Annotated in this window: 21 protein-coding genes; 9 read left to right on the top strand and 12 right to left on the bottom strand. The window is 38.0% G+C overall.

Annotated elements, in window-relative coordinates; translation table 11 throughout:
* Positions 1–119 precede the first annotated feature (119 nt).
* The 4 genes from AC2TFD_RS07450 to AC2TFD_RS07435 form a co-directional block, all read right to left on the bottom strand.
* On the bottom strand, positions 120–1,736 hold the full coding sequence (locus AC2TFD_RS07450) for a long-chain fatty acid--CoA ligase (protein WP_335512095.1): 1,617 nt from the start codon (positions 1,734–1,736) through the stop codon (positions 120–122).
* 130 nt (positions 1,737–1,866) lie between these two features.
* Complete coding sequence (locus AC2TFD_RS07445) at positions 1,867–3,378, bottom strand: coproporphyrinogen III oxidase (protein ID WP_484675375.1); 1,512 nt, start codon at positions 3,376–3,378, stop codon at positions 1,867–1,869.
* A gap of 168 nt (positions 3,379–3,546) precedes the next feature.
* Entirely contained in the window at positions 3,547–4,416 is an 870-nt protein-coding gene (locus AC2TFD_RS07440; protein WP_335512091.1) for a Cof-type HAD-IIB family hydrolase, read from the bottom strand.
* 124 nt (positions 4,417–4,540) lie between these two features.
* Entirely contained in the window at positions 4,541–4,891 is a 351-nt protein-coding gene (locus tag AC2TFD_RS07435; RefSeq protein WP_335512089.1) for a YlbF/YmcA family competence regulator, read from the bottom strand.
* A 179-nt stretch (positions 4,892–5,070) separates the two neighbouring features.
* Between AC2TFD_RS07435 and AC2TFD_RS07430 the strand changes: the two genes are divergently transcribed.
* From AC2TFD_RS07430 to AC2TFD_RS07395, 8 genes are all read left to right on the top strand, one after another.
* Positions 5,071–6,432 carry a YheC/YheD family endospore coat-associated protein gene (locus tag AC2TFD_RS07430; protein ID WP_335512087.1) on the top strand — a complete coding sequence of 454 codons (1,362 nt, stop codon included), beginning with the start codon at positions 5,071–5,073 and terminating at the stop codon, positions 6,430–6,432.
* Complete coding sequence (locus AC2TFD_RS07425; protein WP_335512085.1) at positions 6,433–7,536, top strand: YheC/YheD family endospore coat-associated protein; 1,104 nt, start codon at positions 6,433–6,435, stop codon at positions 7,534–7,536.
* Entirely contained in the window at positions 7,514–8,881 is a 1,368-nt protein-coding gene (locus tag AC2TFD_RS07420; protein ID WP_335512083.1) for a YheC/YheD family endospore coat-associated protein, read from the top strand. Before AC2TFD_RS07425 ends, AC2TFD_RS07420 begins: the two co-directional genes overlap by 23 nt.
* On the top strand, positions 8,875–9,927 hold the full coding sequence (locus AC2TFD_RS07415; protein WP_335512081.1) for a YheC/YheD family endospore coat-associated protein: 1,053 nt from the start codon (positions 8,875–8,877) through the stop codon (positions 9,925–9,927). The genes AC2TFD_RS07420 and AC2TFD_RS07415 overlap by 7 nt, the downstream gene beginning before the upstream one ends.
* A gap of 74 nt (positions 9,928–10,001) precedes the next feature.
* Positions 10,002–10,211, top strand: a complete 210-nt coding sequence (locus tag AC2TFD_RS07410) for a YheE family protein (RefSeq protein WP_335512079.1) — start codon at positions 10,002–10,004, stop codon at positions 10,209–10,211.
* A 60-nt stretch (positions 10,212–10,271) separates the two neighbouring features.
* Positions 10,272–10,463: a hypothetical protein gene (locus tag AC2TFD_RS07405; protein ID WP_335512116.1), complete on the top strand. Its 192-nt coding sequence runs from the start codon at positions 10,272–10,274 to the stop codon at positions 10,461–10,463.
* A gap of 99 nt (positions 10,464–10,562) precedes the next feature.
* The gene (locus AC2TFD_RS07400) at positions 10,563–11,477 is read left to right on the top strand and encodes a PucR family transcriptional regulator (protein ID WP_335512076.1); all 915 of its coding nucleotides are present in this window, start codon (positions 10,563–10,565) and stop codon (positions 11,475–11,477) included.
* An 86-nt stretch (positions 11,478–11,563) separates the two neighbouring features.
* On the top strand, positions 11,564–12,676 hold the full coding sequence (locus AC2TFD_RS07395; protein ID WP_335512074.1) for an ABC transporter ATP-binding protein: 1,113 nt from the start codon (positions 11,564–11,566) through the stop codon (positions 12,674–12,676).
* 33 nt (positions 12,677–12,709) lie between these two features.
* Here AC2TFD_RS07395 and AC2TFD_RS07390 read toward each other — a convergent pair whose 3' ends face one another.
* The gene (locus tag AC2TFD_RS07390) at positions 12,710–12,952 is read right to left on the bottom strand and encodes a hypothetical protein (protein WP_335512072.1); all 243 of its coding nucleotides are present in this window, start codon (positions 12,950–12,952) and stop codon (positions 12,710–12,712) included.
* A 360-nt stretch (positions 12,953–13,312) separates the two neighbouring features.
* Here AC2TFD_RS07390 and AC2TFD_RS07385 point away from each other — a divergent pair, with 360 nt between their 5' ends.
* Positions 13,313–13,516 (top strand): alpha/beta-type small acid-soluble spore protein, encoded by a 204-nt coding sequence (locus tag AC2TFD_RS07385; protein ID WP_335512069.1) that lies wholly within the window; start codon positions 13,313–13,315, stop codon positions 13,514–13,516.
* Positions 13,517–13,593: 77 nt separating this feature from the next.
* Here AC2TFD_RS07385 and fumC read toward each other — a convergent pair whose 3' ends face one another.
* From fumC to AC2TFD_RS07350, 7 genes are all read right to left on the bottom strand, one after another.
* The gene (gene fumC / locus AC2TFD_RS07380) at positions 13,594–14,973 is read right to left on the bottom strand and encodes a class II fumarate hydratase (RefSeq protein ID WP_335512067.1); all 1,380 of its coding nucleotides are present in this window, start codon (positions 14,971–14,973) and stop codon (positions 13,594–13,596) included.
* A 269-nt stretch (positions 14,974–15,242) separates the two neighbouring features.
* Positions 15,243–17,261 carry an ABC transporter ATP-binding protein gene (locus AC2TFD_RS07375; protein WP_484675374.1) on the bottom strand — a complete coding sequence of 673 codons (2,019 nt, stop codon included), beginning with the start codon at positions 17,259–17,261 and terminating at the stop codon, positions 15,243–15,245.
* Positions 17,258–19,015 (bottom strand): ABC transporter ATP-binding protein, encoded by a 1,758-nt coding sequence (locus AC2TFD_RS07370; protein ID WP_484675373.1) that lies wholly within the window; start codon positions 19,013–19,015, stop codon positions 17,258–17,260. Before AC2TFD_RS07370 ends, AC2TFD_RS07375 begins: the two co-directional genes overlap by 4 nt.
* 317 nt (positions 19,016–19,332) lie before the next feature.
* Entirely contained in the window at positions 19,333–19,533 is a 201-nt protein-coding gene (locus tag AC2TFD_RS07365; protein WP_335512064.1) for a sigma-Y antisigma factor component, read from the bottom strand.
* On the bottom strand, positions 19,530–19,877 hold the full coding sequence (locus AC2TFD_RS07360) for a YxlC family protein (protein ID WP_335512062.1): 348 nt from the start codon (positions 19,875–19,877) through the stop codon (positions 19,530–19,532). The genes AC2TFD_RS07365 and AC2TFD_RS07360 overlap by 4 nt, the downstream gene beginning before the upstream one ends.
* Positions 19,831–20,388, bottom strand: coding sequence for an RNA polymerase sigma factor SigY (sigY, locus tag AC2TFD_RS07355; RefSeq protein ID WP_335512059.1), 558 nt, complete (start codon positions 20,386–20,388; stop codon positions 19,831–19,833). The genes AC2TFD_RS07360 and sigY overlap by 47 nt, the downstream gene beginning before the upstream one ends.
* A 580-nt stretch (positions 20,389–20,968) precedes the next feature.
* Positions 20,969–22,996, bottom strand: a complete 2,028-nt coding sequence (locus tag AC2TFD_RS07350) for a transglycosylase domain-containing protein (protein WP_484675372.1) — start codon at positions 22,994–22,996, stop codon at positions 20,969–20,971.
* Positions 22,997–23,058: the final 62 nt, after the last annotated feature.

Here is a 23,058-nt window from a genome sequence, read left to right as displayed (position 1 = left end):
TTCATAATATATGGAATTTTCACTATGAAGGTTTATGAAACTTTCATACTACAAAAAGGACAAAGAGAGTATTCTCTTTGTCTTTGACGAAATGCAGTGCAGTTCAATGCCTCACCAACCTACTTCCTTAACATTTCATTTTGCACCTGTTCACGTAAGTTCATCTTTAAAAACTTTCCAACTGATGTCTTTGGTATTTCGTCCATAAATAAGATTTCATCTGGAAGCCACCATTTGGCAAACTGCGGTTGTAAAAATTCTATTAACTCTTCTTTTGTCACCTTATCTTTATATGCTTCCTTTAACACCACACATGCTACAGGTCTCTCCTGCCACTGTTCATGCGGGACAGCCACTACTGCCGCTTCAAACACAGCTTCATGGGCCATTAAAGCATTTTCTAAATCGACAGAAGAAATCCATTCACCACCGCTTTTAATTAAGTCTTTGGTACGATCGACGATTTTTACAAACCCTTCCTCGTCAATCGTCACAACATCTCCTGTATGAAGCCAGCCGTCCTGAAATGCCTCCAAAGTTCGCTCATCTTTATAATACTCTGATGCAATCCAAGGGCCCTTGATGCATAATTCTCCCATTTCTTTTCCATCCCAAGCAACTTCGCCAGTCATGCCGATAACTTTAATGCTTAAGCCCGGAACTAGAACCCCTTGCTTTGCTCTTATTTCTAGTCTTTCTTCATAATCTAAATTTTCTTGATAGCTTTTTAATGTTGAAATAACTACGAGCGGACTTGTTTCGGTCATACCATACGCATGCAGGAATGGAATGTTGTGCCGTTGTTCAAAAGCCTTAATCATCCCTTTTGGAGCTGCAGAGCCGCCGCAAAGCACGCCTCTTAAACTGCTAAGGTCATAAGAGCACTCATCAACTTCTTTTAACAACCCCAGCCAAATGGTTGGGACACCCGCCGTAATGGTTACTCTTTCACTTTCAATAAGCTCTGCAATTAGTTTTGGTGTAAAATATGGTCCCGGCAGCACTAGGGATGTGCCAAACCATACTGCAGCAAAGGGCATTCCCCATGCATTGGCATGAAACATTGGTACGACTGGTAATGCAATATCTCTTTCACTCATTGCCGCACTGTCTGCCAGACCTAACGCCATACTATGGAGAAAAATCCCTCTATGAGAATAGACGACTCCTTTTGGATTGCCCGTTGTCGCAGAGGTATAACACATACCAGCAGGGTCATTTTCTTCTATGTCTTCAGGATAGTTAAAATTCGGATTCGCTTCAGCTAATAAATCTTCATAATGATAGATTGGTGAAAGTGTGGTTTCAGGGAGTACCTTGTCATCTGTCATAATCACATAAGCCTTAACGCTTTTTAGCTCAGATGCACATTTTTCAAGTAATGGAATCAAATCAGGATCTACTAAGAGGATACTATCTTCTGCATGATTAATAATGTAGGAAATATGCTGCGGAGCAAGACGAATGTTGATCGTATGAAGGACAGCACCGATACACGGTATTGCAAAATATGCCTCTAGATGACGATGATGGTTCCATGCAAGTGTTCCTACTCTATCACCTTTTTCTATTCCTAGCTTTTTAAGACTATCTGCCAGTCTCCTAGTTCTTTCACCGATTTGCTCGTAGGTCATTCGATGCATACCGCTTGCAGTTCTGGAGATTACCTGTTTTTTAGGAAAATACTTTTCCGCTCTTTCCATCATCTGTGTCATTGTTAAAGGCGTTTGCATCATTGCTAAATCCCTCCATTAATGATAACGTTCTCAAATCATGTTATTCTTTTGTCCTATAAAATATTCGTCATGATTATGACAACCCCTTTATAAAGAACGAAAAATTCGCAAAAAAATCTCCTGCCTTTTATTAAGCAGGAGATCCTTTTTCTGAGAACATTTCATCTAATATTTTTATTTTTTGCTCTGTATACGTTTCAAAGCTTTCATTATATGTTTTTGGATCTTTTGGATTCGCAAACTGAGTGATTTTCCCTGTTAATGGGTCGATGAATTTACTGGCTGCTCCGCATCCAAGCCCAATAATGGTCTGCTGCTCCTCCATAATCATGATATTATAAATACTTTCTTGATTCGGAAACGCATACCCGACATTCTCAAGATTGCCAAGAATGTTTTTTTGCCGATAGAGATAATAGGGCACATAACCGTGACTATCTGTCCACTCTGTTGCCAATTTCATCATTTGCTCTACTTCATCACGATCTGCTACTTTATATTTTTCTTTATTTTTCGTCATCTCCGAGGCGCGTTTGAACGATAACGTATGGACCGTTAATGATTCTGGCATCAGCTTTTCGGTTTCTGAAAGTGAATGTGTAAATTCAGGCATCCCCTCACCTGGAAGACCAATAATAAGATCCATATTAATATTGTTCATGCCCATTTCTCTTGCCAAATGATATTTATCAATGGTTTCCTTAACACTGTGATGGCGCCCAATCGCTTTTAATGTTTCCTGCGTATACGACTGTGGATTAATACTGATTCTGTCTATTTTCCATTTCTTTAATACCGATAATTTCTCAGGGGTAATCGTATCCGGACGTCCTGCCTCGACTGTAATCTCACGGATATTCTCAACGTCTGGGAACGAAGTATACATCTCTTCGTACAGCATATCCATTTCTTCTGCCGTAATACTTGTAGGTGTCCCTCCCCCAAAGTAAACGGTAGTAATTCGTACACCTTTTGCGTTCAGCCATTCACCAATTTTCTTCATTTCAAAATGCAGCCCGCCTAAGAAAGAATCGACAGATCCTTGTCTGCCGTTTATTGCATAGGCCGGGAATGTACAATATGCACATTTTGTCGGGCAAAAAGGAATACCGATGTATATACTAACCTCTTTTTGAAGGGAATAAAGATCAGGAACAACCGCCAGCTGTCTGTCGACAATCTGCTGCATAAGCTGTATTTTTTCATCGGTAATCAGGTAATCATCCTTTAATTGCTGGTGAGCAATTTCTTGGGGAATCGCTTCTTGAACTTTACGATGTAAAAGCTTTGTTGGTCTAATCCCTGTTAAAATCCCCCACTTCTGAGTAATTCCTGTCCAATTTTGCAATAATGTTACATACACATGGGCAACGGCATTTTTTATCTGCTTAAAATACTCCTTCTCTGTTTGAAAAGGCTGCACTGCTTTTTGATAATCGTTTGAAAAGGTTTTGCCCTCTGTATCAAGTAACTCAGCACAAACATGAATAAATTTATCTTCATTTATATTAAATTTTATGGTTAAATCAGCCTTATTGTCTAAAACCTTTACAATCTCTGTTTCTTCAAAAAACAGATTTGCAATCAGCGTTAATTGACGATTTAACCTTTCGTCGTCTAACCCAATAATCGAAATTCTCATTAGAACCACTCTTTCAAATAGCTGTATTCTTAAAATAGTTTTAAAAATCTTAAACGCCTTAAATAAACTTCTTTAAGTGTACATAATCACCAAAATAAGGTCAATACAGTGGAAATCATTCACAAAACCTAAAAGACATCACCGTATGTGACGATGATGCCCGCTTAATTACTTTTTAATAATATTCATTTTTCTTAAAAACTCAATTGGCTGCTGTTTTCTGAAGTGCTCTTTCACCATATAGGCGACACCATGCTCATTTTTCGATCTAGTTACCCAGTCCGCTGCTCTTTTTACCTCAAATTCTGCATTAGACATTGCCACACCTAGACCAGCAGCCTGAATGGCTGGAATATCATCTAATCCATCTCCAATTACAACCATTTCCTTTAACTTGATGCCAAGATGACTGCCTAGAAAGGTCAAGCCATTTAGCTTCGAAACTCCTGCAGGGACGATATCTAACCGTAAACGATCTAATTGAATGGTGTTTATTTCAGTAAACATCTTATCCATTGCTTCTTTTGCGTCCTCCAAATCACTCTCCTCTTCAAAATAAACCTCAATTTTCGGAGGAGTAACGGGCTGATCATGTAAATACTCACTTAGTGATCCAACAAACTGCTGAGAATAAAAAACAGGATCCCCCGATGTAAATACGGTTTTCGCTAGCAAATTGTTATTTAATTTCAGCCTATTTGCTAAAGAAAATTGTTCATGGACTAACCTGATTTGACAAGGCATTCCTTCTAAGAAACGAACGGTATCATAGGTAATATTCTCGTGAATTCTTTCAACATAATTCTGTTTATCCTGGACATTTGCAATAACCGCACCTTGGTGCGTAATAAGCGGGTTTTTTATTTTTAATGCCCTTGCAACCTTCTTGGCTGAGGGAAAACTTCTAGATGTCATAAGCGTTACATAAATTCCCTTTTGCTGAACATACTCAATGGCTTCCTTCGTTGACTTATGAATTTTTCCATTACTTTGCAAGAGAGTTCCATCAATATTTAATGCAAGCAAACGATAAATCATGACGCTGCCCCCTGTTCTTGGTGAAGTTACCCTTATATCACTTTTATGATTTTTTCACCACAGATAGAACAAGGTCAAATAGAAAAGAAAAAACTTCCGGATCTCCCGAAAGCTTTTTTGTTCTCTATGACATGTTACCGTAAAGTTCCTCTAAAGGCTTCATAATTAGTTGATTTAGCTCTCCAATAATCATGCTCATTCTTTGCTCTGCCTGCATTAGTCGAGAAATTCTTTCATTCTGTTGGACTACAGCAACCGTTGATTGTGCCTGTTGAACTTCCTGCTCTGTAATTTGCTGACCCATCATTTGTTTTTGTTGTAAATTCATTTGGACCTGTCGGAAGTTATCAAACATTCTTTTTGCTGCTGGATCTGCATTTACTTCATTATACATTTGCTGTAAATGTTTATATTCATCACTTTGACGAATCGCCTTTTCCAAAGCATAGGCTGCATCGTATAAATTAACTGACATCCATCCCACTCCTCTATAGAAAATAATCTTAATAACTATAACAAACTATGTTGGGAAATGCGAGAATGTTCAATCTTATGACATTTTTGAATCACCAACCATTGGGCGATTACATACGATACCATATCAACGAATGCCTATTTTTCACCAAATATTCGCCGTTAAATGAGGAATGTTCTATGACCCTAATCACGATTGTTCCTATAAGAGCCTCTAATCCGACAGAGCTATTTGTTCATATTTCATCACACTTAATTAATCAGTGGCAGCTAGAAACACGTGATATCAGAATTTCTATAGGAAAGAAAATGGTATCAGTAAAAATTCAGCCAGTAGAAATGCCAGCAAATATGATTTATTTTCCAGAGTTTCTGTTCCAGCATTTTTCCCTGCCGATTCAACACTATAAATTTCACGCCATATATAATAAAGAATTTCATTACCTTTTTTTTGGTCCAGTCATTGGTCTGGTTACCGATTTTAAGAATGAAGGAACCGAAGAACCCCATTTTCGTTCCATTCACAGCTTTTGTGAAGAACTTCATCATGGAATAGCAGACAATGGAGGTTTCCTCTATGTTTTTTCCTATCCAGATTTTTCTGTTCAAGGATTTTATTTCAAGGATGGGCATTGGAAATCTGCTGAACTGCCATTTCCTGACGTTATCTATAATCGGATCCATTCTCGCAGAACAGAATACGGGAAGGAATACCAACAATTTCGTCAATCGCTCGCAGACTTACGTATTCCTATTTTTAATGATCGCTTTCTTTCGAAATGGGAGGTCCATGAGCACTTAATCCATGAAAATCATCTCCACTCCTATATTCCTGAGACCAATATCTACACAAAGGATCATCTAGCAGCTTTTGTACAAAAATATGAGACTGTTTTTATTAAACCTGTACATGGAAGTCAGGGGCGTAACATATACAAACTAGCTAAGGATGGTAACAACACTCTATTGCAATCGTCAGTAACCACGATATCAGGGAGCAAGGAAATTGTTTTGCCCATTGACAAGCTTTATCAGCATTTAAAACCGTTACTGAACAATCGAATCTACATTATCCAGCAGGGTATTCCCCTGCTTACGTATCAATCAAGAGGAATGGACTACAGAGTGCTGTGTCATAAAAACTACCAGAACTCCTGGAATGTAACCTCTGTGGTTGCCAGAATTTCTGCTGAAGAAGAGTTTGTATCAAATATTGCCAGGGGCGGAGAAGTAATGACTCCAATCCATGCTCTAAAAGAAATCATGGACATTTCCGAAGCAAAACAGCTGATATCCAAAATAAAGGAACTAGCGATTGAAACAGCTTTAATCATTGATAGAAAGTCGCCGGGAATAACCGGTGAACTCGGAATTGATATTGGAATCGATATGTGTCATAAACCATGGCTTATTGAAGTCAATTCAAAGCCATCAAAAAACTTTGAGGATGGTCAAATGAAGCTAAGACCGTCCGCTAAGGCGATTATCCAGTTTTGTACGAAACTCGCATTAGATTCGGGACTCAGAATGGAGGATTCATAGATGATAACGTTTGGCATTATGACTTTAAATTTTGAAAGCGAGGCCTCCTATATTTATCAAATAGCCTCCCGCAGTCATTCATTTGGAATAGAGTGTTATCACTTTCTTCCTTCGACTATTAATCCACTTACAAATCAAGTGCAGGGGAGACGTTTTGACAACAAGGAACAGCGTTGGGTGGAGGATGAGTTTCCTATTCCTTCTCTCATCTATGACCGCTGTTTTTATGGTGATGATGAACATTCAAAGCAATGTATCCCGATTGTTTCTTGGTTAAAAAGCAGAGAAGATAGTACCTTTTTAGGTTTTGGGCTGCCCAATAAACTAGATTTATATGAAACATTAAGCCATTCTAGTCTAGCCCCCTATTTACCTCTTTCACAGGCGATTGGAGATAGCTCGGATGTTGTCAATGCCTTAAAAAAACAGAAAAGAATCATTCTGAAGCCAATAAATGGCTCTCAAGGGTTTGGAATTTATTATTTAAAGAAAAACGAAAAGTCCATCCATGTCAAAACAGAAAAAAACAAAAAAATTATCTCAAGGATTTTTCCGAATGAGTCAAAGTTATGCCAATGGCTCCAATCGTTACTCAACTACCGGCCTTATCTGTTGCAGCCTTATCTAGAGCTATCAAATAACGATTCACAGCCTTTTGATATCAGAATTTTACTCCAGAAAGATGAACAAGGTCTATGGGTTGAACGTGGTATGGGAATTCGAGTAGGAAATACTGGAGGCTTATTATCAAACCTAAGTGCAGGCGGCACGGTCAATGATTTCCCTTCATGGTCCTCCACCTTATCATTAGTCAACAAAGAATATATTTGTAATGAATTGAACTTCATAACAACCAATCTCCCGCACATACTTGAAAAGGAAATCCTGCCGTTATTTGAGATTGGTATTGATATCGGAGTGGCAAAGAATGGTGCCCTTTGGATTCTTGATGTTAATTCAAAGCCAGGAAGAAAAGTGATAGTAAAAACAAAGCCAGATTTACAAGAAACCTTATTTCTTGCCCCGCTTCTTTATGGGAAATACCTTACTGATACTGATCATAAAGAAAGGAAAAGCTACTATGAGAAAACGCTATACCATTGAAATTGCTGAGACGAGCAAATTAATTGCATACTGTCCTCAGGAGCTCTTGCAGGATAAGATACTAAAAAAAATTGCCTTTGGATCGAAAGCAGTCGAGGTTGACTTTGTCCCGCATCCTAAGCATGAAAATAGCATAGTAATTAGTAAAGAAATTCAAAAATACCTTCTTTTTCCTAATTTTTCAATAAGATTACATGTATTTGTTGAAGAACAAGTTCTCCATATCGGACCATTAGTTGGTATCTTTACAGCTGGATTCACTCCGTTTCCACTCCGTCCGATTGGAGACAGAACGAACTTTTTCTCTAAATTGTTATCGGTAAAATCAAATGTTGGAGCAATCCCATTTGTTTTTGGTGAACAGCATATTAACTGGGAAAAGGGTACGATTAATGGCTATTTTTATCATGATAACAGTTGGCAGAGCTTAGAGGTGCCATTTCCTCACGTGATCTATGATCGACTGCCGAATCGAAAAAGCGAACGAAACCCAAAATTAGCAAAAGTGAAGGAAACATTACAAAAGGACTACCTCATTCCATGGTATAATCCTGGATTTTTTAGTAAGCTGGATATTTACGAAAGATTACAAGAGGATGATTCAGTCACCATTTACCTTCCAGAGACCCATCCATTCACATCCTTTTCATTGATTGAAGGCATGTTATCAAAATATGGTCATATCTATCTAAAGCCAATAAACGGCAGCCTTGGGTTAGGGGTTCATCAAATCCTCTATGATAAAATTCAGGTCGAGTACTACTGCCGCTATCAAGATCATACTGGTGTGAATCGTTTAAGGAAATTTTCTTCAATTGAAGCTCTATTTCAAACGGTCTTTGCACATCGTAATTTAGACAAAATGATTGTCCAACAAGGAATTCACTTATTGAGACATGAACAACGACCGATTGATTTCCGTATCCATACGAATAAAGATGATGCCGGGGAATGGCATGTCACAGCATTGGCTGCGAAAATAGCAGGACGCGGCAGTGTAACCACCCATGCGAGAAACGGCGGGGAAATTAAAACAGCTGCTGAAATTTTTGAAAAAGAAGAATGCCGCCTTTATACAGAGAAGCTGGTAAAGGCCGCTCTCCTGTTAAGTAAAAGCATCGAAAACAATATGGAAGGCTTTATAGCGGAGATTGGATTTGATTTAGGCATTGATAAGCATGGTAATGTTTGGTTATTTGAAGCAAATTCAAAACCCGGCAGATCGATTTTCAGCCACCCTGAGCTAAGGGATTTTGATCAACTTACCTGTAAATTATCAATGGCTTTTGCGGTTTTTTTAACGGAACAATCTATCCTGTATCCCGAGGATGTTATCAAATGGTAGGTTTATGGAACAATAGTGTAAACCCCGTTATCGGAATTTTAACCGCACGAAAAAAGGATGGCTCGATTGCCGGAAATGGTCCCCTATTTATGGAAATACAAAAACGGCTTATTTCACTAAATGGAATAAGCTTTGTCTTTACACTTGAAGGAGTTCATGAAGAGGTTATTGAAGGGTTTTCCTTTAATCCAGAAGAGAATTCATGGAAAAAAATAACGGCGCCCTACCCAGACCTTGTATATAATCGAATTCCCTTCCGGAAAGCAGAGATAAAAGGCACTGAATTCTTTTCTTCTTTAAAGGATAAAAACATCCCCTTTTTCAATCCAGGATTTATCGATAAATATGAGCTATATGACCTCTTTAGAAGCCATCCATTTCTCCATTCCTATATACCTGCTACTATTCCTGCCGTTCAAAAACCAATACTTAGCTCTTTCCTAGGCAAATTCAGAAGTATTTACTTAAAGCCTGCTCAGTCTGCAAGAGGAAATGGGATATTCAAATTAGAAATAGATTCACATAAACAAGTCCATTTAAAGGGATTAAAGAAAGCCGAATTGTTTTTAACTTTTGACCATTTTTGGATGAAATATGAACACGAATTGATAGAGAAAAACTATTTGGCTCAGGAAGAGATAAAGCCCAGCCTTTATGATGGTAAACGGTTCGACTTTCGTATTCTCGCTCATGCTAAATATGATCATTATATTGTAACAGGAGTTGGAATCAGACAATCACAGGAGCAGGATTTAACCACTCATATCCCTACAGGAGGAAGACTCCTTCCGTATGAACTATTACAGACTGAGGATCATGATCAATTTATTGTAACCATTGTCGAGCACATCGGCAAAGCTCTTTCAGCACAGTATGGTTTTTTTGGTGAATTTTCAATTGATGCAGGGATTAGTCAATCCGGGCAATACTATATTTTCGAGGTAAACTCAAAACCAATGAGCTTTGATGAAGATGAAATAGAAGCTAGAAAAATTGAGCACCTGTGCCGGTTGTTCCTGCAGCTCACTGGTTTTAAGTTTGACTGAAAAATTATTCTGGAATGTTACTGTCTTTTCTCGTAAGCTAGAGGTAGTAACTAGCCTGCAGGGAGATGAAAAGAATGCTGACACACTTTCAATTTAAGCCTTTATTTGAAAATAAAAATATCCCGGGATGGAGTTTTTCTTTTTACTATCAAAAACTACGATATTCTGGTATTTATCACCAAACTGGAAAAATTGAATGGAGTGCTCCTACACCCAAACAGGTGGATATGGAGGATTTGACCAGTCAAATTCACGAGCTAATGCTTTATCATGTCTATGATTAACCGAATGAAATCCTGCCCTTTCCACAAACTAAGGAAAAGCTAAGGAAGGGTAGGATGAAGATGGATGAAAAAAACAGGGTTCAAGTAAAAAAAGACTTAGAGTATGAAGGAAAAGACAATGTCTATTTAGATATTGACAGAATCATAAACGAAGGATTGTCGGGGGGATCTGTCCATTCTCGGCATGATACAACTAATATAGAAGAAGCACGAAACCTTACGGAAGAGGAACCCCCTCACACAACAGAATGAAGGTTGAAAGACTAATTCCTTGTGACTATCAGGAGTTAGTCTTTTTTTATGATATAATTATTGCATTATTCTAAAATGACATAAACGGAGAAGTTGACCTTGCTTAAAAAAATCATATCGTTATACAAGGATTCAGTCCTATATTCTGAACCTCCACTATACATATCTGACAAATACTACATATTCTTTGATCAATCTGAGAAAGATTGGCTTGCAATTCCAAAATCCAGTCTAACTGAAAAAGAGTTAAATCTGCTTCAGGTTCTTTATGAACAAGTAAAAGTTCCTTCAATGCCCTTACCTACACTCTCTAGAAAATGGCATGAATTTTTATTTTTAAATAAGGAACTTCCATCATTCAATTCTGAAAGTGAATTCCGATTTATTCAGTTCCAGATTAAAGGCAGCGGAGTGGATCAAGATGAGATCGAATCTGCCTTACAAGGCTTTTTTTCTGAAGACATCCAAATCATATGGGAAGATCCTTATAATGGTATTGTCATAGAAGAGAAGAGGCAGATTACTCTTTCAGAAAGTGAGATTACTTCCATATCTGATACATTAGAAAGTGACTTTTATGTAAAGGTATTTTTTTATATCGGCAAACTTTATCCCTATTCCAATCAGTTGCGAACCCAGTTTCAACAAGAAAAGGAGTATTTTGAATTTGCAAAGAAACATCTTTCAGGTGCAAATATTCTCTCTTTCGAAAAAGTATTTCCTTCTTTTGTTGCGGCAAACCTTCCTGAACAGATTAAAGAAAAGGTATATAAGAATTTTTCAGGGGTATTTTTAGAGGATCCCGAATTATACGGTACGATTAGAGTTTTTCTGGAGAATAACTTAAACGCCAGTATGACAGCTAAAAAATTGTACGTTCATCGAAACACCCTCCAATATCGAATAGACAAATTTATCGATAAAACAGGCGTTCAATTAAAAGATTTTTACGGAGCTTTCACTGTATTGTTAGCTTGTTTATTATTCGAATATGACAACCTGCACAAAGAATAAGCTGGTAACTTTGTGCAGGTTGTCCATATTGTTTGTAAACCTTTTCATGTACACTTAAGTTAATCAAAACAGGGAGGGTTTACACAATGGCAGAATTAAAATTAGATCATATTTATAAAATTTACGATAATAAGGTTACGGCGGTTACCGACTTTAACCTACATATACAAGATAAGGAATTTATCGTATTTGTTGGTCCATCAGGCTGCGGTAAATCAACAACACTTCGTATGGTTGCAGGACTTGAAGAAATTTCACAAGGTGACTTTTTCATCGACGGAAAAAGAGTAAACGATGTAGCTCCTAAAGATCGTGATATAGCCATGGTTTTCCAAAACTATGCACTTTATCCACATATGACCGTTTATGATAATATGGCTTTTGGTCTAAAACTTCGTAAGTTTCCAAAAGATGAAATTGATCGCCGCGTAAACGAAGCAGCTAAAATCTTAGGATTAGAAGCTTACTTAAAAAGAAAGCCAAAAGCATTATCAGGTGGTCAACGTCAGCGTGTTGCATTAGGACGTGCGATTGTCCGTGACGCAAAGGTATTCTTAATGGACGAGCCTCTTTCTAACCTTGATGCAAAACTTCGTGTTGCCATGCGTGCAGAAATCGCTAAGCTTCACCGTCGTTTAAACACAACTACTATTTACGTAACACATGACCAAACAGAAGCGATGACAATGGCTTCAAGACTGGTAGTAATGAAGGACGGTCTTATTCAACAAGTAGGAACACCGAAAGAAGTATACGAAAAGCCTGAAAACGTATTTGTTGGCGGTTTCATCGGTTCACCTGCAATGAACTTCTTCAATGGTAAGCTTGAAGATGGCAAGTTTGTAGCTGGTAACACTTCTATTTCTGTACCTGAAGGTAAAATGAAGGTTCTTCGCGAGCAAGGTTATGTTGGAAAACCAATTATCCTTGGCGTTCGTCCAGAAGACATCCATGATGAGCCAGTATTCATTGAAGCTTCAACAGGTACAAAAGTCAAAGTAAACGTAGACGTAGCTGAATTAACGGGTGCAGAATTAATGGTTTACTCCAGCATTGACAGCCAGGACTTTGTAGCGCGTCTTGATTCAAGAGCTGATATTCACCCTGGAGATTCACTTGATCTAGCATTTGATATGAATAAAGCACATTTCTTTGATGTAGAAAATGAGTATCGTATTCGCGCAAAGAATGAACAATAGATAAACGTAAAGGTCCCTTCTTCCGGGACCTTTTTATTCTTTTATAAAGATTACATCATCCTTCTGACAGTTTGAACATGTATAGAGGTGCGGGCATTTTTGACCTGAATTTGTGTCCATGTAACCGTCTTCCATCTTCATTAAATCGATATCCATGTACGGGCTGTAATCATCATAAAAATCCATTAACCTTCCGCTATCCAACATTTGCTGTCCACATTGTGTACATATCAGATATACTTCGCGTAAACCATTGCAAATCGGGCATATTGACATTTCTATTCACCCTTTAGTTTTTTGTATGAGGTTAGTTTGTGTTACTAAACACGCACTATGTAATGGGAAAAATTACTAATGAATTAATCGAATAAGCTGTCCATTTTTTATCATAATAAATATTACAAAGCAAGCAACACTTACAAAGCACCACCAACTTATAGCGATGGGTTAAACCATATAAAGGGTCTTAAGCCGGTGCAAATCCGGCTAACCCAGCCACACTAAGGAAAGCAGAAAGCAGCTCCAATATCTTATACTTTAATGATGGGTTAGGCCAAGGTGGCAATGGTTTATCTTAACCATAATGGTTCAATTCCATACTGACCCCAAAATTATTAAGAGGAGTGTTATTCAACTATGGCTAGTAACAACAACTCTAATCAACTTTTAGTACCTGGAGTGGAGCAAGCACTTCAACAAATGAAGTATGAAATTGCATCAGAATTTGGTGTACAACTTGGTGCAGACACAACTTCTCGTGCCAACGGTTCTGTCGGTGGAGAAATCACTAAGCGTCTTGTAGCAATGGCTGAATCACAACTTGGCGGATACCAACGCTAAATATTAGTAACGCACAATCAAACAAATAAATATCATGGCTTAAGCCCCCTCCACCTGCGGAGGGGGCTTTCAATGGGTTAAACCATTTTTTCAGGTTTAACCCATTCGTCAAATTCCTTAGCGGATACATACCCTGTTTTAATGGCCGCTTCCTTTAAGGTGCTGTTTTCTTTGAAAGCCAGCTTGGCAATCTCTGCTGCTTTTTCATAGCCAATATGTGGATTTAATGCTGTCACAAGCATTAAAGATCGTTCCACATGTTTTGTGATTATTTCTTCGTTTACTTCTATTCCAACTGCACACTTTTCATTAAAAGAGCGAATGCTGTCTGTTAACAGGGTAATCGTTTGAATTAGATTGTAAATGATGACCGGCTTAAAAACATTTAATTCAAAATTACCCTGACTTGCTGCAAAGCCAATGGCAGCATCATTACCGAAAACCTGGCAGACTGCCATTGTTAATGCTTCACTTTGAGTAGGATTGACTTTACCAGGCATAATAGAACTTCCCGGCTCATTTGCCGGTATCGTTAACTCACCTATCCCGCTGCGCGGCCCGCTAGCAAGCCATCTCACATCATTGGCAATCTTCATTAAATCGGCTGCAAGTGCCTTTAGGGCACCATGTACATAGACAATTTCATCATGACTTGTTAAGGCGTGAAATTTATTAACGGATGACTGAAATGGGTAACCTGTCAAAGTTGAAAGCTGTTTCGCCATTTTATCCCCAAACTCATGATGGGCATTAATCCCTGTTCCTACCGCAGTGCCGCCAATCGCAAGACTTAGCAGGTACTTGAATGAGTCTGAAATCATTTGTTCACCTTTTTCAAGCATTGCCCTCCATCCGCTGATTTCCTGTCCAAGAGTCAATGGTGTCGCATCCTGCAGATGAGTTCTGCCAATCTTGACGACATTCATAAATGCCTTTTCCTTTTTAATTAAAGTGGTCTTTAATTCGTGAAGAGCGGGAAGTAAATTCTCCGTTATTTTTATGTACGCAGCAATATGCATGGCTGTGGGAAAAGTATCGTTAGAACTCTGCGACATATTTACGTCATCATTTGGATGAATCTTCTCTTTACTTCCTTCTTTCATTAATAATTCATTTGCACGGTTTGCAATAACTTCATTCACATTCATATTGGTCTGGGTGCCGCTTCCTGTCTGCCAAACTGCTAGTGGAAAATGATCGTTATAATCTCCTGAATGGATTTGATCACAAACAGCTACGATTGCCTTCATCTTGATATCAGCTAATTTACCTAGTGAATGATTTACTATCGCTGCTGCTTTTTTAACGAGCGTTAAACCATAGACGACTTCCAATGGCATTTTTTCGGAACCAATAGCGAAATTATTTAGACTTCGCTGTGTTTGTGCTCCCCAAAATTTATCCGCTGGAACCTGAACTTCGCCTAGTGTATCTTTTTCAATTCTAAAATTTACCATTCTTTTCACCTCACTATCATATATATTCCCATTAAAGTAAAAAAAACTACAGACATTTAGCTGTAGTTTAATGTTTAACAATCATATACCCGATATAATATGAAAGAATTAAGAAGCTTCCTATTACATTTACAATTGAGAAGTCTGCCATTTTCATCCCACCCCTTTAATATAAAAGCTTAAACAAATATAAATTAACATACTATCTGGGGTTTCAATGTGATAAAAATAACAGTCTTTCACCAAAATTGTGAAATATTTGTGAACTTTTATCCAGCTATGCTAGAACCACCTTTTTGCAGTTCATACATTTGATAATATCTTTTCTTTAGCATCATCAATTCTTCATGTGTACCGCGTTCAACAATTTTTCCACGGTCTAGGACTAGAATTTGATCTGCACTTCGAATGGTGGATAACCTATGGGCGATGATAAAGGTAGTTCTTCCTTTTTTCAGGACATCCATAGCTTCCTGGATTACTGCTTCTGTTTCTGTATCAATACTAGATGTTGCTTCATCTAAAATTAAGATAGCTGGATTAAAAGCAAGAGCTCGCGCAAAGGAGATTAACTGGCGCTGCCCGCTAGAAAGTGTACTGCCTTTTTCGATTACTGGTTCATCATACCCCTTTTCCAAGTTTTTAAAGACTTTTTCTGCCCCCACATCCTTTAATGCCTTTTCGACCATTTCTTTCGAGATTTCTGGGTCATTTAGGCTTACATTCGAGGCAATCGTACCGGTAAATAAGTACGGATCCTGCAACACAATCCCCATATGATTTCGAATCGTTTGACGAGGTATGCTGCTAATGTCCTTCCCATCAATAAGAATCTTTCCTTTTTGACAATCATAAAAGCGGAAAAGTAGATTCATGATCGAGCTTTTTCCCGATCCAGTGTGTCCTACTAGTGCAACTGTCTGCCCATGTTTAGCTTCAAAATCAATATCCTTTAAGACATATTCGCCTTCTTTGTAGCCAAATGACACATGATCGAATGTAACATTGCCATTAAACCTTTCGATACGTTTAGCACTTACATTTTCACCTTGCTCATCCAATAGCTTAAACACTCTTTCGCCCGCAACTAATGCGCTCTCCAAATTGGCTAGTTGGTTAACAATTCCCTGTACGGGATTAAAAAGACGATTGATGTAATCAACGAATGCATAGAGAACACCCAGTGAAATGACTGATTCAGGATGTAACGATTGACCGCCAAAGTACCAAATGAATGCAACAAAAACTAAGTTTCTTAAAAGGCCCACTAAATTATGTGAAGTTAAGGCATTTAAACTTAATAATTTATTTTGATACGTAAAATGTTCTGTATTAAGCTTTTCAAACTCCTTTTGGGTATCTTGCTCCCTGCTGAATGCTTGAATAATATTCATACCGCCAATGGATTCGTTAATCGTGGCATTAATATCACTTATTCGAGAACGAATAACATGATTATATTTAGCAGCAAACTTACGATATAAGATTACCCAGCCATATAGGATCGGCAATAGGATTAAACAAATGGCAGCCAGCTTCACATCTAAGATAAATAAGGCTGCATAAATGCCGGTAATATAAATCGCACCCGTAAAAAATTGAGCTAATACGGTTACATAAAGTTCGCGAATTGCCTCAGTGTCATTGGTAACCCTTGCTACGACTTTTCCCGCTGGCAGGTTATCAAAATAATGGATGGGAAGCCGTTGAATTTGACCGTATACATCCTCTCGCATTTTTTGGATGATCCGATTGGCTGACTTTTGCAGCATATACCGCTGTCCGTATTGAAATAGCGCTGATATAACTAATAAACCAAAATAAATGATTAGCAATTTGACAATCCCTGGGATTTCAAGTTGGTAGAACGCCATTAGCTCCTTATTTGTTAGCGACTCTGCGGTATACTCAACCTTTTCATTTCCCTTTTGAAGTGTTAAGATTCCCTGTTCGAAGGTTCTCTTTCCATCAAATTCCAGTTTCTCCTCTATAAAGATAAACTTAGCAGCTACCTGCAAAATTCTAATTTCTTTGCCCTTTTCTTCATTTTTAGAGAAATTCTTTGCTTTTTTATAAAATTTCCCTTTATATTCTGCGGCATTTTCTCCATTCTTCTTCGTTTCATACCAAACAGACTCAATCCCTAGAATGTGCTGGTCGATAATATTTTTTGCGATAAATGGACCTGCTAGGTCAGTTCCAACCGAAATAGTCAGCATCAATAGGGCAGCAATAATGATTTTTTTATAGTTTAAGGCATATTGAGTTAATCGCCGTCCTGTATTCATGCTGTAACCTCCTCTTCAAAATTACTTTCCACCTGTTGCCGTAAATATTGTTCTTTATACCAGCCCTCATTCAATAACAATTGTTCATGTGTTCCCTCTTCGATGATTCTGCCTTCATCTAGGACAATAATGTGGTCAGCATGCTGCACTGCTGACATTCGGTGTGTGGTAATGATAGTTGTTTTGTCATTCCTAATCGTACGAATATTATCGACGATTCTCTTTTCCGTTTTCGCATCGACAGCAGATAAGGAGTCGTCAAGAATAAGAATTTCCGGATTTTTTATTAGCGCACGTGCTATGGATATCCTTTGTTTCTGACCCCCTGATAGTGCTACTCCTTTTTCACCAACAAGTGTCTCTAACCCTTCTGGAAGCATATCTAAATCTTTTCGGAGTGCAGCTAAATCGATGGCCTTTTCCAATTCTTCCTCCGTTGCTTCCTTGTTTCCAAATAATATATTTTTCTTTACAGTTCTTGAAAAAAGAACATGATCTTGGGGTACATAGCCAATCCAATCACGGACCTGATTTACTGTCTGCTCTTTAAGTGAGACTCCTGAGATCGAAACCAAACCTGTTCCAAGAGGATATTGCCTTAATAATTGTTTGATTAGAGTGGTTTTCCCACTTCCAGTTTTCCCGACAATTCCTAGTGTTTGCCCTTTTTGCAACTGGAAGGTAATCTTGGATAAATTATCCCCCTTGGAGGTTGGGTATTTGAATGTTACCTCTTTGTACTCAATACTGTCGGCATTTTCAACCATAACCGGCTGTGGAGGTTTCTCTACTGTCTCTTTAAAGGCAAGTGTTTCATTTACCCTGTCCAAAGAAGCATTTCCTCTTTGCATGATATTAATCAATTCTCCGATTGCAAACATCGGCCAAATCAGCATACCCAGATATACATTAAAGGAAACTAAATCACCTAGTGTTATCGACTGTTTGAATACTAAATAGGCTCCATAACCGAGGCCAATCATATAGCTGATTCCGACCAGTATTTTTACGGTTGGATCAAATAATGAGTCAATTCTTGCTACATTGATATTTTTGTGAAAAACATCTTCTGTTAATTGATGAAACCGTCTTGCGTCTGCCTCTTCCTGAACATAGGCACGAATCACTCTCACGCCTGCAACAGATTCTAAAACTCGATCATTTAACTCCCCGAATGCATCCTGTGCTTCCATGAAACGTTTATGAATCCTATTTCCGTAAACCTTCATGATATAAGCCATGATTGGCAGTGGCAGGATAGCGGCAATCGTCAGCTTCCAGCTAATTAATATCCCCATTGTAATAATAAGTATCAGCATCCAGACACTTGAATCTACTAGTGTTAATATCCCAAACCCTGCGGTAACGGATATCGCTTTTAAATCATTGGTTGCCCTCGCCATTAAATCTCCCGTTCGATTTTTCTCATAAAAGGTAGGCGACATTTTTAATAAATGTTTCATAAATCGAGAACGTAACTTCCTTTCAACAAGGAAGGCACCGCCGAATAATTTATACATCCAAACGTACGTAATACCGTATGAAAAAACCATTATTATCATCATATAGCCAACATACTTAAAGATACTCCCCGTACTTATTTCACCAAGATGTATATCATCTATGGCCATTCCGATTAACTTTGGGGGTAAAACATCTAGTACCCCAACTAAAATTAATAATGTAATCGCAATCAGATAACGCTGCCAGTTTTCTCTAAAAAACCAACTTAATTTCTTTAAAACTGAAAACATGTCTAACCCCCCTTGTAAAAAAAAGAAAAAGGCATACCGCAATAGAGTGCAGTATGCCCCACCTAAAAATAGAGACAAAAAAACACACGTTACGTATAAAAAGAACGTAACCTGTGTTTTAATCCATCCAATTTTTTAAATCGACTCACCAAAAAAGGTCAAAAGGACGCAGGTTACATTCGAATATTCAGTTGCAGATAAAGTTCCGTTTACTTCAATCATTTTGTAACCCTCCATTTCCTTTTTTTTCATCCTTTGTTAGAGTATCACCAGTTTATTTAGATGTCAATTGCTATTTTTCAGAATTTTCCTAACGACTAATCTGTCTTTTTTCGAAAAATCTTTCGTACAAATAATAAGTAAAAAAGTGTTGGCATTGGTGCTTGAATAAGACCAACGATTCCCCATAACCAATAATTATGGTTGCGTTTCCTGGCATCTAAGAATAAAAAGATACTTTGAAGCAGCAGTATCCCAGCTATTAGAATGATAACAGCTGGTGAAAGTTCTTGAGTCATTGATTTTTCACCTTCTTACTAAAACGGCTCATGGTATAAAGTGCAATAAAAACCGTGGTAATAATTTGAATTAGTATAAAAACGGTCGGCATTTGATATAAAGAAACAATGACTCCGCTTAAAATCATTAATGCGGTCATAATAAACAAGGATAATTCTTTTCGTAAATTTTTCCTGTTTTTCTCCATTTCAACCTCAACCATTTGTTCAAACCATTGTAAATCAGGAGTATAGATAGGGAATTGATCAACCTTACTTAACCCTTCTTGTAGTTTGTGAATAGCATCTAAGTCATGTTTATTTTGATGTTCGTTTTCGAGTTGGACGACCTTCTGTTTCTTCACCTAGTTTCAGCTCCCTTCTTACTGCCAAAATTCCATTATGGACTCTTGATTTAACCGTACCAGGGGAAATTTTCATCCAAGCACCAATTTCATCATAGGAATATCCATAATAATGTTTAAGTACGATTGGGACCCGTACATCTACTGGCAATTTTCCTAATGCCTCCAAGGCATCATTCCATTCCTCATTACGGCTTTCAAAATGCCATTTTAACTTACGAAAAACTTCCTCTTGTCCTTTCCATTTACGCTCTCTTTTTTGCTTTCTACATTGGTCAATGTATGAATTGGTAGCAATGGAGATTAACCAAGTTGAAAATTTACTTTGACCATTATAGAGATGAATTTTTTGAATACATTTTGCCATAGTATCTTGTGCGAGTTCTTCTGCTATATCGGGATTCATTGTAATTTTCAATAAATACCTTACAAGGAATGGATAATTTTCTTTAAAAACACAAGCAAATGCAAGATGATCCCCTTCTTTTGCACTTTTTATGATTGGATCCATCCGTTAGTCCTCTCTTTCCCCCATCAATCCCTCTTTTATTTATTTATGTATAAGACGTGTATGCACGATTTTCGTTCACTGATTTTTTACTTTTTTATAATCCAAAATCTACTTTATTCTATCACAAAAGGCACGAATTTCTTCGTGCCTGGGTTCGAATACTTACTAACGCGATTGATGAAGGACAAAACTCACCTAGATTCCATACAATTTGTCCTTCATCACATCTATGAAGGACAAAACTCACCTTGTTTCCATTCGATTTGTCCTTCATCACATCTATGAAGGACAAAATTCACCTAGATTCCATTCGATTTGTCCTTCATCATATCTATGAAGGGACAAAACTCACCTTGTTTCCATTTGATTTGTCCTTCATCACACCTATTAAGGACAAAACTCACCTTGTTTCCATTCGATTTGTCCTTCATCACACCTATGAAGGACAAAACTCACCTTGTTTCCATTCGATTTGTCCTTCATCACACCTATGAAGGACAAAACTCACCTTGTTTCCATTCGATTTGTCCTTCATCACATCTATGAAGGACTACATGGGCAATCTCGTTCCGCCACCCTATTAATGATTAAAATTAGGTCCTATTTTATTCCAGCGTTTCTCCCATTTTTCTTTTTGCCTACGCCATTTTTCTTCCCATTTTCTGGCACCTTCATAAAAATTCTCTTCAAGTGATTTTCGAATTATCTCTTCCTCTTCTTGTTTATCTTTCATCAACGTATCAATGTGTGGGACATTAAAACGTGTGGGAGGAGTATCTTTTAATGCTTCTTTCATGATTTCACGGAACACAATTGCTGCCCCTCCACCACTTGTTGTTTTAAGGTAATGTTTCTCATCGGTTTTATCGTATCCTACCCATACCGCTCCAACTAACTCCGGTGTATAGCCAACAAACCATTGATCTTTAACACCTTTAACCCCTTCGATTGGCACTTGTGTTGAACCTGTTTTCCCTGCAATTTCTATGCCTGGTATTTGGGCACTCTTCCCCGACCCCTGCTCTACTACTCCAAGCAGCATCGTATTTATTTGATCCGTCACAGCTTTTGTTGTAACTTTTTCTTTCCTCTCCTTCCACTCTGCTACCAGATTGCCTTCTACATCTATTATTTTATTAATGACATGGGCTTTCTTTCGGACACCATTATTTGCGAAAACAGAATAGGCTTCAGCCATTATTAAGGGAGATACTCCGCGTTCTACACCCCCTAGAGCAAGGGAAAGATTTCGGTCACCCTTTTCTAAAGGAATCCCATATCTTCTCGTTGCCTCTAATCCCTTTTCAATCCCAATTTCATTTAATAGCCACACGGCTGAAACATTTTTCGAATCCTTTACCGCTTCGTACATAGGTACTTCGCCTGCATATTCATGATTGTAATTGCTTGGTTCATACTCCCCAAAGCTCATTGGTTCGTCCTTTAACATATCTGTTATTTTCCAGCCGTTTTCTAGTGCAGGCGTGTAGACTGCCAGCGGTTTTATCGATGAGCCTGGCTGTGCCTTTAATTGAGTTGCACGGTTATAGCCTCTAAAGGTATGTTCCCCGCGTCCTCCAACGATTGCTCGGATGCCGCCGGTTTTTGGATCAAGCAGAATCCCGCCGCTTTGAACAATTTGATCACTTCCCTTTGGAAATAAGGTCTTATTTTCGTAGGTTTTTTCCATCGAATTTTGCATATTAGGATCCAGTTCGGTATAGATTTTATATCCCCCTGTTAATAATTCATCTTGAGACAAATGATATTCCTTAATGGCTTCCTCAAACACTTGGTCAACATAGTGAGGATATTTCCCTCGGTAGGGGTCCCCGCCTCTATTATTTAAGATTACTTTTTCATTTATTGCTTGTTCATACTCCTGTGGTGTTAAATAGCCTTGCTTTTTCATTTGTGCTAGAACAAGGTTTCTTCTCTGTGTTGCTTTTTCTAAGTGATGATAGGGATTTAAAGATGAAGGGGCCTTAATTAAACCTGCAAGTAAAGCTGATTCACCAATCGTCAGATCGTTCACTTCTTTTGCGAAATAATTTCGTGCCGCATGCTTAATTCCCCATGCTCCATCACCAAAATAGATCTGGTTTAAGTACATTTGAAGGATTTCCTGTTTACTGTATTGCCTCTCAATTTTCATTGCTAAAAATACTTCATCTACTTTTCTTTTCAAGGTTTTTTGTGAGGTTAGTAACGTGTTTTTTGTTAACTGCTGGGTAATGGTGCTGCCGCCCTCTACCATACCGCCAGCCTTTATATCCCGGATAAGCGCCCTGGTAATCCCGATAAAGTCAACACCATGGTGTTCATAAAATCGTCTGTCCTCGATGGCGATGACTGCATTTTTCAACGTGTCAGGGACATGTTTAATTGAAATGCCTTCATTTTTGTTGGCTGATATCTTGCTGGCAATTTCACCATGTAAATCATAAAATACTGTCGCTTGAGGGAGTTCATTCTTTAGTGGAGAAATATCCACATCCATCGAATAAGCATATACAATTCCTAAAAAGCCTAAAATCAGAAGAGAAAAGGAAAGAACCATCACTTGGGTCATATGCCACCGCTTCCAATTATTCACAACCTTTTTCATGCTCTCCTCCTTGATGTAAATATACAATTATGTTGGACATCATTTTCTTTTTCCCTAAAAGG

The organism is Neobacillus sp. plas4, assembly GCF_057221695.1.
The sequence above is the reverse complement of the archived record's forward strand: the minus strand, read 5'-3'. Positions and strand labels throughout refer to the sequence as shown.

Coding starts and splice junctions, on each gene's coding strand:
- AC2TFD_RS07450 (WP_335512095.1), bottom strand. CDS start 1,736: ATGATGCAAACGCCTTTAACAATGACACAGATGATGGAAAGAGCGGAA.
- AC2TFD_RS07445 (WP_484675375.1), bottom strand. CDS start 3,378: ATGAGAATTTCGATTATTGGGTTAGACGACGAAAGGTTAAATCGTCAA.
- AC2TFD_RS07440 (WP_335512091.1), bottom strand. CDS start 4,416: ATGATTTATCGTTTGCTTGCATTAAATATTGATGGAACTCTCTTGCAA.
- AC2TFD_RS07435 (WP_335512089.1), bottom strand. CDS start 4,891: ATGTCAGTTAATTTATACGATGCAGCCTATGCTTTGGAAAAGGCGATT.
- AC2TFD_RS07430 (WP_335512087.1), top strand. CDS start 5,071: ATGACCCTAATCACGATTGTTCCTATAAGAGCCTCTAATCCGACAGAG.
- AC2TFD_RS07425 (WP_335512085.1), top strand. CDS start 6,433: ATGATAACGTTTGGCATTATGACTTTAAATTTTGAAAGCGAGGCCTCC.
- AC2TFD_RS07420 (WP_335512083.1), top strand. CDS start 7,514: ATGAGAAAACGCTATACCATTGAAATTGCTGAGACGAGCAAATTAATT.
- AC2TFD_RS07415 (WP_335512081.1), top strand. CDS start 8,875: ATGGTAGGTTTATGGAACAATAGTGTAAACCCCGTTATCGGAATTTTA.
- AC2TFD_RS07410 (WP_335512079.1), top strand. CDS start 10,002: ATGCTGACACACTTTCAATTTAAGCCTTTATTTGAAAATAAAAATATC.
- AC2TFD_RS07405 (WP_335512116.1), top strand. CDS start 10,272: ATGGATGAAAAAAACAGGGTTCAAGTAAAAAAAGACTTAGAGTATGAA.
- AC2TFD_RS07395 (WP_335512074.1), top strand. CDS start 11,564: ATGGCAGAATTAAAATTAGATCATATTTATAAAATTTACGATAATAAG.
- AC2TFD_RS07390 (WP_335512072.1), bottom strand. CDS start 12,952: ATGTCAATATGCCCGATTTGCAATGGTTTACGCGAAGTATATCTGATA.
- AC2TFD_RS07385 (WP_335512069.1), top strand. CDS start 13,313: ATGGCTAGTAACAACAACTCTAATCAACTTTTAGTACCTGGAGTGGAG.
- fumC (WP_335512067.1), bottom strand. CDS start 14,973: ATGGTAAATTTTAGAATTGAAAAAGATACACTAGGCGAAGTTCAGGTT.
- AC2TFD_RS07375 (WP_484675374.1), bottom strand. CDS start 17,261: ATGAATACAGGACGGCGATTAACTCAATATGCCTTAAACTATAAAAAA.
- AC2TFD_RS07370 (WP_484675373.1), bottom strand. CDS start 19,015: ATGTTTTCAGTTTTAAAGAAATTAAGTTGGTTTTTTAGAGAAAACTGG.
- AC2TFD_RS07365 (WP_335512064.1), bottom strand. CDS start 19,533: ATGACTCAAGAACTTTCACCAGCTGTTATCATTCTAATAGCTGGGATA.
- sigY (WP_335512059.1), bottom strand. CDS start 20,388: ATGGATCCAATCATAAAAAGTGCAAAAGAAGGGGATCATCTTGCATTT.
- AC2TFD_RS07350 (WP_484675372.1), bottom strand. CDS start 22,996: ATGAAAAAGGTTGTGAATAATTGGAAGCGGTGGCATATGACCCAAGTG.